Source organism: Shinella sp. M27 (assembly GCF_049199905.1).
Lineage (GTDB): Bacteria > Pseudomonadota > Alphaproteobacteria > Rhizobiales > Rhizobiaceae > Shinella.
The window spans coordinates 1-13724 of the sequence record NZ_JBLZPK010000059.1; the positions used below are offsets into that span (position 1 = coordinate 1).

The 13724-nt window shown below is 62.9% G+C and carries 15 protein-coding genes; 7 read left to right on the forward strand and 8 right to left on the reverse strand.

The window, feature by feature from the left end:
- Positions 1-606, forward strand: a 606-nt coding sequence (locus ACOZK4_RS20945; protein WP_421593589.1) for a nicotinate-nucleotide--dimethylbenzimidazole phosphoribosyltransferase, incomplete at its 5' end; no start/stop codon positions are given.
- A gap of 86 nt (positions 607-692) precedes the next feature.
- A complete protein-coding gene (locus ACOZK4_RS20950) occupies positions 693-1070 on the forward strand; it encodes a diacylglycerol kinase (RefSeq protein ID WP_421593591.1) in 378 nt (125 codons plus the stop codon).
- A gap of 256 nt (positions 1071-1326) precedes the next feature.
- Here ACOZK4_RS20950 and ACOZK4_RS20955 read toward each other — a convergent pair whose 3' ends face one another.
- Positions 1327-2862, reverse strand: a complete 1536-nt coding sequence (locus ACOZK4_RS20955; RefSeq protein ID WP_421593592.1) for a sensor histidine kinase — start codon at positions 2860-2862, stop codon at positions 1327-1329.
- 170 nt (positions 2863-3032) lie between these two features.
- Between ACOZK4_RS20955 and ACOZK4_RS20960 the strand changes: the two genes are divergently transcribed.
- The 3 genes from ACOZK4_RS20960 to ACOZK4_RS20970 all read left to right on the forward strand — a co-directional run bounded on the left by ACOZK4_RS20960 (position 3033) and on the right by ACOZK4_RS20970 (position 4807).
- Complete coding sequence (locus ACOZK4_RS20960) at positions 3033-3599, forward strand: thermonuclease family protein (protein WP_421593593.1); 567 nt, start codon at positions 3033-3035, stop codon at positions 3597-3599.
- An 11-nt stretch (positions 3600-3610) separates the two neighbouring features.
- Positions 3611-4252: a uracil-DNA glycosylase family protein gene (locus ACOZK4_RS20965; protein ID WP_421593594.1), complete on the forward strand. Its 642-nt coding sequence runs from the start codon at positions 3611-3613 to the stop codon at positions 4250-4252.
- A 66-nt stretch (positions 4253-4318) separates the two neighbouring features.
- Positions 4319-4807, forward strand: a complete 489-nt coding sequence (locus ACOZK4_RS20970) for an Lrp/AsnC family transcriptional regulator (RefSeq protein WP_313531831.1) — start codon at positions 4319-4321, stop codon at positions 4805-4807.
- Here the strand turns inward: ACOZK4_RS20970 and ACOZK4_RS20975 are convergent, their stop codons facing one another.
- The 3 genes from ACOZK4_RS20975 to ACOZK4_RS20985 all read right to left on the reverse strand — a co-directional run bounded on the left by ACOZK4_RS20975 (position 4808) and on the right by ACOZK4_RS20985 (position 7286).
- The gene (locus tag ACOZK4_RS20975) at positions 4808-5494 is read right to left on the reverse strand and encodes a DNA alkylation repair protein (protein ID WP_421593596.1); all 687 of its coding nucleotides are present in this window, start codon (positions 5492-5494) and stop codon (positions 4808-4810) included.
- On the reverse strand, positions 5491-6363 hold the full coding sequence (locus ACOZK4_RS20980) for an NAD(P)-dependent oxidoreductase (protein WP_421593597.1): 873 nt from the start codon (positions 6361-6363) through the stop codon (positions 5491-5493). The genes ACOZK4_RS20975 and ACOZK4_RS20980 overlap by 4 nt, the downstream gene beginning before the upstream one ends.
- Positions 6364-6458: 95 nt before the next feature.
- The gene (locus ACOZK4_RS20985; protein WP_421593599.1) at positions 6459-7286 is read right to left on the reverse strand and encodes a methyltransferase; all 828 of its coding nucleotides are present in this window, start codon (positions 7284-7286) and stop codon (positions 6459-6461) included.
- 154 nt (positions 7287-7440) lie between these two features.
- Between ACOZK4_RS20985 and ACOZK4_RS20990 the strand changes: the two genes are divergently transcribed.
- The gene (locus ACOZK4_RS20990; protein ID WP_421593601.1) at positions 7441-8166 is read left to right on the forward strand and encodes a DUF2270 domain-containing protein; all 726 of its coding nucleotides are present in this window, start codon (positions 7441-7443) and stop codon (positions 8164-8166) included.
- Between the two features lie 14 nt (positions 8167-8180).
- Here the strand turns inward: ACOZK4_RS20990 and ACOZK4_RS20995 are convergent, their stop codons facing one another.
- The 4 genes from ACOZK4_RS20995 to ACOZK4_RS21010 form a co-directional block, all read right to left on the reverse strand.
- A complete protein-coding gene (locus ACOZK4_RS20995) occupies positions 8181-8447 on the reverse strand; it encodes an aspartate-semialdehyde dehydrogenase (RefSeq protein WP_313531821.1) in 267 nt (88 codons plus the stop codon).
- 146 nt (positions 8448-8593) lie between these two features.
- Positions 8594-9424, reverse strand: coding sequence for an ABC transporter permease (locus ACOZK4_RS21000; protein ID WP_421593602.1), 831 nt, complete (start codon positions 9422-9424; stop codon positions 8594-8596).
- A complete protein-coding gene (locus tag ACOZK4_RS21005) occupies positions 9421-10224 on the reverse strand; it encodes an ABC transporter permease (protein ID WP_421593604.1) in 804 nt (267 codons plus the stop codon). The genes ACOZK4_RS21000 and ACOZK4_RS21005 overlap by 4 nt, the downstream gene beginning before the upstream one ends.
- 169 nt (positions 10225-10393) lie before the next feature.
- On the reverse strand, positions 10394-11173 hold the full coding sequence (locus tag ACOZK4_RS21010; protein ID WP_313531816.1) for an ABC transporter substrate-binding protein: 780 nt from the start codon (positions 11171-11173) through the stop codon (positions 10394-10396).
- 336 nt (positions 11174-11509) lie between these two features.
- Here ACOZK4_RS21010 and ACOZK4_RS21015 point away from each other — a divergent pair, with 336 nt between their 5' ends.
- Positions 11510-13570: an OmpA family protein gene (locus tag ACOZK4_RS21015; RefSeq protein ID WP_421593605.1), complete on the forward strand. Its 2061-nt coding sequence runs from the start codon at positions 11510-11512 to the stop codon at positions 13568-13570.
- Positions 13571-13724: the final 154 nt, after the last annotated feature.

Below are 13724 nucleotides of genomic sequence, written 5' to 3' on the forward strand. Positions count from 1 at the left end.
CGCGACTGCGCCGCCACCATGGCCTTCGGCATGGAGGCCGTTGCCGGCGGCACGGACCTGCTGTGCATCGGCGAAATGGGCATCGGCAACACGACGATCGCCGCCGCCATCAACCTGGCGCTTTACGGCGGCACGGCCGAGGAATGGGTCGGTCCGGGCACCGGTTCGGAAGGCGAAGTGCTCCAGCGCAAGATCGCCGCCGTCGAGAAGGCTGTCGCGCTGAACCGCGATCATCTTTCCGATCCGCTGGAAGTGCTGCGGCGTCTCGGCGGCCGCGAGATCGCGGCAATGGCCGGCGCCATCCTTGCCGCGCGCATGCAGAAAATCCCCGTCATCATCGACGGCTATGTCGCGACGGCGGCCGGCGCGATCCTGCGTGCCGCCAATCCGTCGGCGCTCGATCATTGCCTGATCGGCCATGTCTCGGCGGAGCCTGCGCATATGAAGGCGATCGAGAAGCTCGGCAAGACGCCGCTTCTGGCGCTCGGCATGCGTCTGGGCGAAGGCACCGGTGCGGCCCTTGCCGCCGGCATCGTCAAATCGGCGGCCGCCTGCCATTCCGGCATGGCGACTTTCGTTCAGGCGGGCGTCAGCAACCGTTCGTAGCGAGCGGTCGGCAAAAAGCCAAAATGGCGTGGATTGAGACCCGTGGGGCGTTGGTTCCATTGGTGCGGCAAGAACGGGATTGAAGAATGGGTCAGGGACCAATCGAGAAAAAGACGGGCTTCAGCCACCTGATCGCCGCGGCGACCTATTCGGCCGCGGGCGCACGCCGCCTGCTTGGCGAATCCGCCTTCCGCCATGAGCTGATCGCCTTCGGCGTCGCCATGGTCATCTTCGCCGTCGTCGGCGCCAACTTCTTCCAGTATGTGGCGATGGCCATCCTCTTCCTGCTGATGATCGCCTTCGAGGCGCTCAATACGGCGATCGAAGAGATTGTCGACCGGGTCTCGCCGGAGATTTCAGAGATGGGCAAACACTCGAAGGACCTCGGGTCGTTCGCGGTGTTTTGCCTGATTATCGCCAATGCCGGTTACGCCGGCTATGTGGTGATTTCGCAGTTCATCTGAGACTGTGGGGTGGCGTGGATCCTCGGGTCAAGCCCGAGGATGACGGTGGGGAGGTGGATGCCTCCGTCGTTTATGCTGCGCAGATATTTCCACTATCACTCCCACGGGATCAGCCCGGGTATGATGCAAGAGCGAAGGTTTCGCCAAAGTATCGGCGGTCTCCTGAAGCACTGGTCAATAAGGGGAGGGTGAAGGCCAGCCTCCCCTCTGTCATCCTCGGGCTTGACCCGAGGATCCACGCCTCCGCTGAAACGCCTCAGGCGAAGCTCTTGCGGCGCGGCGAAACGGCCTGGGTTTCCGTAACGGCGGGCAGGCTTTGCAGCACGCGTTTCGCCGGCAGGATTGCGATGGCTTCGGTGCCTTCGCGCAGCTTGGATTTCAGGATGAATTCGCCATTGTGCTTGGCAAGGATGGCCTGAACGATCGGCAGGCCGAGGCCGGTGCCCTGTTCGGCGCTCTTGATGGCGATGGAGCCCTGGCCGAAGGCCGAGAGCACGACGGGGATTTCGTCCTCGGGAATGCCGGGGCCGTTGTCCTTGATGGAGAGATATTGTCCGCCGCCGGCCGTCCAGCCGGCCTTGACGACGATCTCGCCGCCCTGGGGTGTGAATTTCACGGCATTGGACAAGAGGTTCAGAACGACCTGGCGCAGGGCCTTCTCATCCGCCCAGAGTGCGGGCATGCCGCCTTCGACCTGTTCTGAGATCGTGATGTTCTTCGCCCGCGCGCGCAGCTGCACCATGCCGATGCAATCCTCGGCGATATCGACGAGATGCACGCTATCCTCCGACAGGTCGTATTTGCCGGCCTCAATGCGCGAGAGGTCGAGGATCTCGTTGATGAGGTTGAGCAGGTGCTGGCCGGAGCGGTGAATGTCCGACGTGTATTCCTTGTAGACCGGGTTGTTGAGCGGGCCCAGCACTTCCGTCGACATGACCTCGGAGAAGCCGAGAATGGCGTTGAGCGGCGTGCGCAGTTCATGCGACATGGAGGCGAGGAAGCGGGATTTCGCGAGGTTGGCTTCTTCCGCCCGGCGGCGAGCCTCGTCGGACATGGATTTGGCGACTTCCAGCTCGGCGATCAGGTCATCCTTTTCCGATTGCGAGGAGAGGAGCTGGGCACTCGTCTGGCGCAGGCGATGCGTGATGAAGATTAGGAAGACGAGGGCGGCGGCGATGATCGCCGCCATGGCCATTGTGGTGGGGACGGGACGCAGCAAGGCCGAGAGGACAAGGGCCGCGACCGTTGGCGCAAAGGCGAAAAGCACGGCATGACGCAGCATCAGCGTCGTGATCGTCGTGACGGCAAGCGCGACAAGGAGGGCAGTGCCCTGATAGAGCTCGAAGGTGACGCCGGTGCAGCTGCCGCAGGTCTGGAGCGCGAAGGCCGTCCAGGCGACGCCCATCAAAAGCTGTGCCGCGAGGAAGCGGCGCTGCCAGCGCTGGACATTTTCGATAGTGATGTCTTTGCCGCGCGCGCGCCGCGCGATGATCATGCCGACCGCATGCGCGCTGAGCGCCAAAACCGCCCAGGCCATAAGGCCGATTTCCTGCGTGAAATAGATGCCGATCGCGGCGATCATCACGATGATGGCGGGGATGATCAGCGCACTCTGCACCACGGAGGCGATGTGGAGTTGCAGCATTTCCCGCTCGAGACCCGCGGAAATGCCTGTCGCGGTCTGCAACCGTTCGCGAGTCGCGCGGACGGCCCGCGAAACAGCCTTGTTTCTATGGCTGCGCGACTTGTCGACGATGATCTTGTCGGTCGAGGTACTGACGCCGGTACTCATCACGAATTGCAACGGTTGCTGATGGCGTTGAATTCTAGGGGGCAATCCTTAAGAAGATGCTGCCGCGCATAAACCATTTACGAACCATTCCGACATTTTCAGTAGCGTGAACGCGGCGCCGTTTCGGATATGACGGAGCGTGAAGACGAGAACGGCAGGAAGTGGAATTCATGGGGCTTTCCAAGGGGGCGCGCGATGTTGGCGTGGCGGTGGCGATCCTGGCGCTGACGGCGCTGATCGTGCTGCGCGTCAGTGGTGAAAGCGGCGAGACGATCACCGGGACCGCGCGTGCGGCCGACGGCGATACGCTGACGCTGGACGGGCACCGCATTCGCCTTGTTGGCATGGATACGCCCGAGATGATGCAGATCTGCAAGCGCGACGGCGAGGACTGGCGCTGCGGCGTGGCCGCCCGCTCGCGGCTTGCCGAGTTTTTGCGCGCGGGGCCGGTCACCTGCCGGACGCAGGGCAGGGACAAATATGACCGGCTGCTGGCGCGCTGTGAGACGGAAGCCGGCGATCTCGGCGGACGAATGGTGCGCGAAGGGCTGGCGGTGGCCTATGGCGGCTACGAGGACGAGGAGCAGTTCGCCAAGGCCGAGCGCAAGGGGCTGTGGGCCACGGAATTCGACCTGCCGCAGCAATGGCGCCGCATGAACGGGCGTCCGCAGGAAGACACGCACAAGGGGCAACCCGGCGTGCTCGGCGACATTCTGTCGACGCTGGGTCTCGGTTGACGGATGGCGCGATGAACGAGCGCAAGCCTGCCGACGAGATCGCCGCGCTCAGTGCGGCAATGGCCGCCTGCCGGCTCTGTCGGGACGCGCCGGCCAAGGGGCCGAAGGATCGTCTGCCGCACGAGCCGCGGCCTGTCGCCGTTCTCTCCGCGACGGCGCGCATCCTGATTGCCGGGCAGGCGCCGGGGCTTCGGGTGCATGACAGCGGGCTCCCCTTCAACGATGCCTCCGGCGACCGGCTGCGCGAGTGGATGGGCGTGACGCGGGAGGACTTCTACGACCCGGAGAAATTCGCCATCGTGCCGATGGGCTTCTGTTTTCCCGGCTATGACGCCCATGGCAGCGACCTGCCGCCGCGCCGGGAATGCGCGCCGCTCTGGCGCGCGCGCGTCATCGCCGCCATGCCGCAGGTCGAGCTGGTGCTGGCAATCGGCCAATATGCGCAGGCCTGGCATCTCGGCGCGGCGAAGGCGAAAAGCATGACCGACACGGTGCGCGATTGGCGCCGGCATCTCGGCCGCAATGCAGCGCCCGCGGTACTGCCTCTGCCACATCCGAGCTGGCGCAACACCGGCTGGCTGAAGCGCAACCCGTGGTTCTCGGACGAGGTTCTGCCTGAACTGAGAAAGCGTGTGAAAATCCTCACGGGCTGAAATGTAATTCTTCCCATTTGCCGTAATCCCGGTATATGAGGGAATTAAATTTCTTAGGGGACTATAATGGATCGTCTGGACCGCAAAATCCTGCGCCTTCTGCAGGAAGATTCCACGCTGGCTGTGGCCGACCTCGCCAAGAAGGTCGGGCTTTCGACCACGCCTTGCTGGCGGCGCATCCAGAAGATGGAAGAGGATGGCGTGATCCGCAAGCGCGTCGCGCTGCTCGATCCGGTCAAGATCAACACCAAGGTCACCGTCTTCGTCTCGATCCGCACCAATTCGCATTCCACCGAATGGCTGAAGCGTTTTTCGGAAGTGATCGTCGAATTCCCTGAAGTCGTCGAGTTCTATCGCATGAGCGGCGAGGTGGATTACCTGCTGCGCGTCGTCGTGCCCGATATCGGCGCCTATGACGCCTTCTACAAGCGCATGATCGCCCGTATCGAGATCCGTGACGTCTCCTCGGCCTTCGCCATGGAGCAGATCAAGTACACGACCGAGATGCCGCTCGATTACATGACCGTCGACAATCAGAAGAACAGCGACGAATAGTCAGCGCTTGAGACGGGCGAGGATCTTCTCGTCCGTCAGTTCGCGCACCGCGTCCTTGCCGATCCAGCGTGCCGTCTTGTCGCTGCTGCCGGCAAGCGTCCGCGCAAGGGCGAGGGCGAGCGCATGGCAGGCGTGGCTGCGCTTGCCGACATTGCGTAGCGCCCAGTTGACGGATTTTTTCACGAAGTTCCGGGGATCGCCGGCGTGGTCTTCGACGAGATCGAGCCAGCCGATCAGTGTGTCGTCCGGCTCCTTCTTCATATGCACCGCAGCGCTCGCGATCATGGCGAAGGCGGTGCGGCGCACGAATTCCCGCTCGTCGGCCGCGAAGGTCGGGATCAGCGAGACGAGCTTTGCTTCGATAAAAATATCCGCGGCGTTGTCGACCAATTCCCAGGAGTTGAAGTCCTCAGCAAGGCGAAGGGCTTCCTCCGGCGTCAGCTTCCCCGGCTCCAGCGTATAGAGCGCCAGCATGCGGGCCTCGCGGATATCACTGGTCCACAGGGCGAAGGCGCGGGCGTGATCCTTGCCCGTCAGGCGGGCAATTTTCTGCAAGTCGGGATTGGAGATGCCGAGCGCCGTTTCCGTGACGATGCCGAAACGCTCCATGCCGGCGACCGTTTCCTCCGATCGCAGCGACCGGAGGTGTTCGATGATCTCGCCGGCGGTGGAGGCCTTGCCGATCATTTCCGCTCGAGACGGGCGAGAAGCGAGGACGTGTCCCAGCGGTTGCCGCCCATGTCCTGCACGTCGCCGTAGAACTGGTCGATGAGGGCGGTGGTGGGCAGCTTGGCGCCGTTGCGGCGGGCTTCGGACAGGACGATGTCGAGGTCCTTGCGCATCCAGTCGATGGCGAAGCCGAAATCGTATTTGCCCGCGATCATCGTCTTGTGGCGGTTGTCCATCTGCCAGGAACCGGCCGCACCCTTGGAGATGACCTCGATGACCGCCTCCATGTCGAGGCCCGACTTCTTGCCGAAATGAATGGCCTCGGCGAGGCCCTGCACGACGCCGGCCACGCAGATCTGGTTGACCATCTTGGCGAGCTGGCCGCTGCCGGCCGGGCCCATCAGGCCGACCATGCGGGCATAGGCGTCGATGACGGGCCTGGCTTTTTCAAAAACCGCTTCCTCACCGCCGCACATGACGGTCAGGACGCCGTTTTCGGCGCCGGCCTGGCCGCCGGAGACGGGAGCGTCGATGAAATGCAGGCCCTTGGCCTTCGTCGCGGCATCGAGTTCGCGGGCGACTTCGGCGGATGCGGTGGTGTTGTCGATGAGGGTCGCGCCCGGCTTCATGCCTTCGATCACGCCATCCTTGGCGATGGTGACGGAACGAAGGTCATCGTCATTGCCGACGCAGGTGAAGACGAAGTCGGCTTCCTTTGCTGCCTCGGCCGGGGTGCGGAACGCCGTGCCGCCGAATTCGGCCGCCCATTTTTCCGCCTTGGCGAAGGTGCGGTTATAGACCGCGACCTCGTGGCCGCCCTTGACCTTCAGGTGGCCGGCCATGGGATAGCCCATGACACCGAGACCGATGAACGCAACCTTTGCCATGCCGTAACCTCCTGCAATCGCTGGCAGGAGGTTTAGCGGATCATCGTTTCCGGCGAAAGTGTTTCTCTTGTGTCAGGGGCAATGCGCCGCGCTCGTCAGCCGCGATATTTCGCCAGCACGAGATGGCCGGCGATTGGTTCGCCTTCTTCCATGCGGACGGTGATGTCGGTGATTTCGACGAGGTCGAAACCGGTCTCGTCGAGGCGCTGGCGGACATAGTCGGGCGAATGGGCAAAGCGCTGGTGCGCGCCGACCATGAAGGGGCGGCCGGCGAAGGTGTCGGCCGGCAGCGTTTCGGAGGAGAAGATGAAATGTCCGCCGGCCACGAGGTTTTCGGCGGCGCCGAAGAACAGCGGCTCCAGCGCGCCGAGATAGGGCAGTACGTCGGTCGCGGTGATCAGGTCGAAGGGCTCGTCGTCATTATCGTCGAGGAAATCGACGGCCTCGGCGACGTAGAGCGTCTCGTAGAGGTCCTTCTCATGGGCGACTTCCACCATGTTTTCCGACAGGTCGACGCCGGTGATGTCCTCCGCCATGTCGCGCAACGCGCCGCCGGTCAGGCCCGTGCCGCAGCCGAGGTCGAGCACGCGCTGGAACGGACCCATCTTGAGGTCCTGGAAGCGATGGCGCACCAGAAGCGGCACGCAATAGCCGAGCTGTTCGACCAGCACATCCTCGAACACTTCGGCGTGTTGATCGAACAGGGTGGCGACATAGGCGTCCGGCGCCTTTTCCGGCGTGTCGCCGCGGCCCATAGAGGCGAGGCGCACGGCCGCACCGCCATGGTCTTCCGGGTCGAGCGCCAGCACCTCGGCATAGGCTTTGGCGGCGGCATCGAAATCGCCGGACTTTTCCAGCGAAAGGGCGCGGTTATAGGCTTCCGCGAGCGCGTCTTCATCAATCTTCTTCATGGGGCGTCTCATACGGTCCGGCTGCGGTTTTGGCAATGGAGGCGGATGCGCGCAAACGGTCCATCGAGATGGGCGCTTTCGCCCTCTAAGTGCAAATAGGCATTTATCAATTGGCGAAAGAGGCGCATGATCTTCCCAAGACCAAAAAGACAGTTGGAGGAAAGACATGCCCGCCGATATGTCCCCCTTGTCGCTTTCCGACGCGAAGCGCACAGGCAGCCCCGCCTTGCCGGCGACGCCGATGGAAACGATCAACACCATGGTGCATTATTATCGCGGCGAGCTTGGCCGAATGGCCGGCTGGCGCGACCGGATCGACCGAACGTCGAACTGGGCGATCACCGTGGTGGCGGCGCTGCTCTCCGTCTCGCTCTCGACGCCGACCTCGCATCACGGCGTGTTGCTCTTCGCCATGCTGCTCGTCTCGCTGCTCCTGATGATCGAGGCGCGGCGCTACCGGTTCTTCGACGTGTATCGGGCACGCGTGCGCCAGCTGGAGCGTTTCTATTTCGCCGAAATCCTTAATCCGCGCGCCGCCCTCGACCTCGACTGGGCCGCGCCCATCGCGAAAAGCCTGCGCAAGCCGGAATTCCTGATCAGCTACCGCGACGCCACCTGTCGGCGACTCCGGCGGAACTATTGCTGGCTCTATCTCATCCTGCTGCTCGCCTGGGCGCTGAAGATCTCCTCCTCGATGATGCAGAAGCCGGCGACGGCTGGCCGCGACATGACGCTCGCGGTCGAGCATGTGGTGGCGAATGCGGCACTCGGGCCGGTTCCGGGCCTGGTGGTGATCGGCCTCGTCGCAGTGTTCTATGCCGTCATCGCCTATTTCTCGCTGAAGGTGGACATGTCCGACACCGAACTCGCGCATGGGTCGGTACACGTCTAATCGTTCCGCGCTGCTCAGTTGATGATGAACTCGCCCTTCAGCGCCCGCCACTCCGTCGCCGAGATCAGGCGATGGTGGATGTAGCGGACGGAGTGGATCGGACCGTCGAGTTTTTCCTGCCAGAATTTCAGGAAACTCTTCATCTCCGGAAAATCCGGGGCGAGGTCGTAGTGCTGCCAGATATAGGTCTGCAGGAACTGCTGGTGATCCGGCATGCGGTAGAGGATCTGGGCCGTGGTCATGCCGTAGCCCTTGAGCTGCATTGCCATGTCGTTCGTCATGGGGACCTCATCGCGAGATGAATGATGGTCCCTAAGATTGAGCGCCCGCAAGGTTAACAAGACCTTAAAGTCTCGTAGCGTAAGGAAAGATTTCTTATGAAATCAACGCCTTGGCAGCACTCTGCGTCGAGTGCTGCCAAGGGATGTCAGCGCTTCAGGTGGCGGGTCAGGCGGGTTTCGAGCCAGGCCCAGATGTTGCGCAGCAGCTCCACCATGAGGAGATACATCAGTGCGGCCCAGAGATAGGCCTGATAGTCGAATGTGCGCGAGAAGGCGAGGCGGGTCTGGCCCATCAGATCGAGGACCGTGACGATGGCGACGATGGCCGAGCCCTTGATCATCAGGATGATCTCGTTGCCGTAGGGGCGCAGCGCCACGATGAGCGCCTGTGGCAGGATGACCTTGAAGAAGGCGACCTTCTTCGGCAGGCCGAGCGCGTCGGCGCCCTCAAGCTGGCCGCGCGGCACGCTCTGGATGGCGCCGCGCAGGATTTCCGCCTGGTAGGCGGCGGTGTTGAGCGTGAAGGCGAGCAGCGCGCAGTTCCAGGCATCGCGGAAGAACCACCAGACGCCCATGGCCTTCAGCTCGGCGGAGAAGCTGCCGAGGCCGTAATAGATGAGGAAGAGCTGGGTCAGCAGCGGCGTGCCGCGGAAGAAGTAGACATAGCCATAGGCGATCCACGACAGGACCGGGTTCTTCGACATGCGCGCAAAAGCGACTGGCAGCGAGATGAGGCCGCCGAGCACGACCGAGCAGACGACCAGGAGCAGCGTGACACCCAGGCCGGACAGGTAGTTCGGACCGTATTTCGCGAATTTTTCCGGATCCCAGCCGCCGGCGATCATCATGAAGATGCCAATGGCAAGCGCAAGCCAGACGCCGAGGAAGGCATTGCCGAAGAAGCGGCCGGCGGTGAAGGCCTTTACCGGGGCCGGTGGCGGGGCCTGTGGTTCGATCAGGGTGGTGACGAAGCTCATCGTGCGGCCTCCGAACGCTTGGCCCAGCCCTCGATGCCGGAGAAGACCAGCGAGGAGAGGAAGGCGAGGACAAGGAAAAGCACACAGGCGATGACGTAGAACTCGAAGGCTTCCTTGGTGACGCGCGCCGCAATACTTGTCTGGCGCAGGATATCCGGCAGGCCGACGACGGAGACGAGGGCGGTGTCCTTCAACAGCGCCATCCACAGATTGCCGAGGCCGGGCAGGGCGACGCGGATGAGTTGCGGCAGGATGATGAGCTGCATGGTGCGGCCGTGATGCAGGCCGAGCGCGTAGCCCGCCTCGTACTGGCCGCGCGGAATAGCCTTGAAGGCCGACAGCAGCACTTCCGAGCAATAGGCGGAAAACACCATGGCGAGCGCGATCATGCCGGCGAAGAAGGCGTTGATCTCGACCGTGCCGTCATAGCCGACGGCGGTCATGAGGTTCTGCACAACGATCTGCAGGCCGTAATAGATGATGAAGAGCGTCAGAAGCTCCGGCAGGCCGCGGAAGAGCGTGGTGTAGATATTGGCCGAGAGCCTGAGCGACTTTTCTTCCGACTGTTTTGCCAGCGCGATGAAGAAGCCCAGGAACAGGCCGATGGGCAGCGTCGCGATGGCGAGACTGGCCGTGACCAGGAAGCCGAAAGCAATCTCGTCGCCCCAGCCCGCGGCACCGCAGGCGAGCAGCGTATTGCCCGCGAAAAGATTGAAGATGCCGACCGGACCGCAGAGGGGATCGATGATCCCCAGAAATGCGGATACCGCTTCGACGATGGCGGTGAAGAACCCGCTCATGCCAGAATTACCCCCGATGCGCGTTTTTCGCTTCTTGTTAAGGCGCTTGCTGCGCTCTCTTTCTTATGACCAACTTCTCAAACAAAAGGAGCGGGAGAGCAAGCCCTCCCGCCCGTGCATTCTGGTGATGGGGTCAGAAAAAACCCGCATGAGCCGGATGCGTCGTGTCTTACTCGCCGTAGACGTCGAACGGGAAGTACTTGGCGTTGATTTCCTGGTACTTGCCGTTGGCGCGGATCGCCGCGATCGCTGCGGTGAACTTGTCGGCCAGCGCGTCGCCCTTGCGCACCGCGATGCCGGCGCCTTCACCGTTGATGACGGGGTCGATCGGCAGCGTGCCGAGCAGCTTGCAGCAGGCGCCGGCGTCGGTCTTCAGCCATTCGGAGAGCACCACGACGTCGTCGATGGCGGCATCGATGCGGCCGTTGGCGATGTCGAGCTTGTACTCGTCCGAGGTCGGGTACATCTTGATGTCGGCATCCTTCATATGCGCCTGGGCATAGTTGGAATGGGTCGTGGAACCCTGGGCGCCGAGCGCCTTGCCGGCGAGCGCCTCAGGCGTCGCTTCCTTGATGTCGGAATCCTTCGGCACGATGATGGCCGGCGGCGTGTTGTAGTACTTCTTGGAGAAGTCGACCTTCTCCTTGCGCTCGGCGGTGATCGACATGGACGCGACGATGGCGTCGAACTTCTTGGCGATGAGCGCCGGAATGATGCCGTCCCAGTCCTGCGTCACGAAGGTGCATTCGGCCTTCATTTCCTCGCAGAGCGCCTTGGCGATGTCGATGTCGAAACCGGTCAGCGTGCCGTCGGCCTCGAGATTGTTGAAGGGCGGGTAGGCGCCTTCCGTGCCGATCACGATCTTCTCGCCTTCAGCCATCGCGGAGGTCGCGAAGAGGGCGATGACCGCAGCCGAGGCTGCGAGCGTGAAACGTTTGGAAATACGCATTGTGATCCTCTCTGTTGAAGGCTCTCGGGTTTTTCTTGTTGTCCGGGCCTTGAATGGAAGCGGGCAGGTCTGCCCGCTTGGGTTGGATAATCGAACTGTTTCTCATAAAAAATCAACTGCTTTTCCGTCGCGCTTCCGCCGCGTTTCCCCGACCATTTCATGGCCGTCACTGGTCTTGGCGCCGGCGCGACCTATCTCGCCGGTCGATGAGGTCGTTCAGGCGCGGTTCACACCCGCCTGACTAGGCCTGAACAGGAAACGGGTGTTGCCGGCCGGCCGAAAGAGCCGGGAGGCAGCGCTCCAGACAGACAGACGGGACACCGTGAGGACAGAACGATGACTTTCCGCTCCAAACTTTTTGCCACCGTGGCTCTGCCCCTGCTTTCAGCCTCGCTGATCGCGACGCCGTCGCTGGCCGATGCGCTCATGAAACCCTTCGACGTGGCCCAGGCGAGCGACGAGGGACAGCCGAGCGAGGAAGAACTGCTGAAACAGCAGCAGGAAGAACAGCAGCGCGCCGAGCAGGAAGACCAGCAGCGGCAGGCGGACGAACAGAAGGCCGCAGAGGACCAGCAGCGTCAGGCCGATGAGCAGAAGGCTGCCGAGGAAGACCAGCAGCGTCAGGCCGATGAACAGAAAGCCGCCGAGGACCAGCAGCGGCAGGCCGACGAGCTGAAGGCTGCTGAAGACCAGCAGCGTCAGGCCGATGAACAGAAGGCTGCCGAGGACCAGCAGCAGGCCGACGAACAGAAGGCTGCCGAAGACCAGCAGCGTCAGGCCGATGAACAGAAGGCTGCCGAGGACCAGCAGCGGCAGGCCGATGAACAGAAGGCTGCCGAGGACCAGCAGCAGGCCGACGAACAGAAGGCTGCCGAAGACCAGCAGCGTCAGGCCGATGAGCAGAAGGCTGCCGAGGACCAGCAGCGTCAGGCCGATGAGCAGAAGGCTGCCGAGGACCAGCAGCGGCAGGCCGACGAGCAGAAGGCTGCCGAGGACCAGCAGCCTCAGGCCGACGAGCAGAAGGCCGCTGATGAGCAGCAATCCGAGCAGCCTGCCACCGAACAGAGCCAGCAGGCCGGCGAGGAAACACCTGCCACCGAGCCGGTGCCGGAGGTGGTTGAAACGTTGACGGAAGAGCAGAAGCAGGAGATCGCTGAGGATCCCGGCAAGACCGACGAGACGGTGGTCCTGCCTGTCGAAAATGGCGCGGCCGTGCTCGACAGTGACAAGGACGCCGACAATGCCGGCGGCCAGAAGAGCCGCGACAATCGTCGCAAGCAGCGTGAGGAACAGCGCGCGCAGGAAGAGGACGTGCCGGTTCCCGACACGGACGACAGCGCGCAGGCAGCGATTTCCGAAGAGGTGCGCGATGCGGTGCCCGGGCGTATCGAGGCGGCCATCAAGGAAGAAGGCAAGCGCGTCGACGAGGCACCGGAATTCCTCGTTCCCGAGACCACCAACATCGTCAACAACACGGTCATCAACAACACGACGATCGTCAACAACGACAACAAGACGATCGACAACAGCGTCACGCAGGTCAATGTCATCGAGCGCTTCGAGAATCGCACGGTTCTGGAAGTGGGCGAGCAGCTGATCGTGCGCGGTGACGATCGTCCGCGCCTGCGCCGTGATTCCGAGGATGTCTTTTACGACAACCTGGCGCGCGGTCGCGTGCGCGAAACGATCCAGCGTCCCGGCGGCGTGCGCATCGTGACGATCTACAATCGTTACGGCGATATCATCCAGCGCTCGCGCGTCGGGGATGACGGCCGCGAATATATTCTCGTCTATGCGCCGGAACTGGAGGATGACGCGCCGCGTCCCGGCCTCGTCGATGTCGGTTACGAGCTGCCGCCGATGCGCCTGCGCATTCCCGTCAGCGACTATATCATCGACACCTCGAGCGATCCGGACCGCGATTACTACGCCTTCCTTGCCGAGCCGCCGGTCGAGCGCGTCGAGCGCGTCTATACGATCGACGAGGTGAAACAGTCGGCGCGTCTGCGGGACAAGGTGCGCCGCATCGACCTCGATACGATCACCTTCGCGACGGCGAGCGCCGAGGTGCCTATGTCGCAGGCCCGTACGCTGCGCAGCGTGGCCGACGCGATGCAGAAGGTGCTGGACAAGGACCCGGGCGAGACCTTCCTGATCGAGGGGCATACGGATGCCGTCGGCTCGGACAAGTCGAACCTGGTGCTTTCCGATGAGCGCGCCGAATCGGTCGCCAGCCTGTTGACGGAGGTTTACGGCATTCCGCCGGAGAACCTGCAGACGCAGGGTTACGGCGAGCGCTTCCTGAAGGTTCGCACCGAGGTGGCCGAACAGCAGAACCGCCGCGTCACCATCCGCCGCGTCACGACGCTGGTGCGCCCGCTCGCCAAGGCGAACTGATCGGGATTTCGTGCGTTTTGACAGAGCCGCCGGTCAATGCGCCGGCGGCTCTGTCGCATTCAGCGCGGATTCATGTGAGATGGTCTAGCGTCTGTTTTACGAGGGGCGAATATGTGGAAACACGAATTTGCCTCAAACGATTGATCCATTGCCT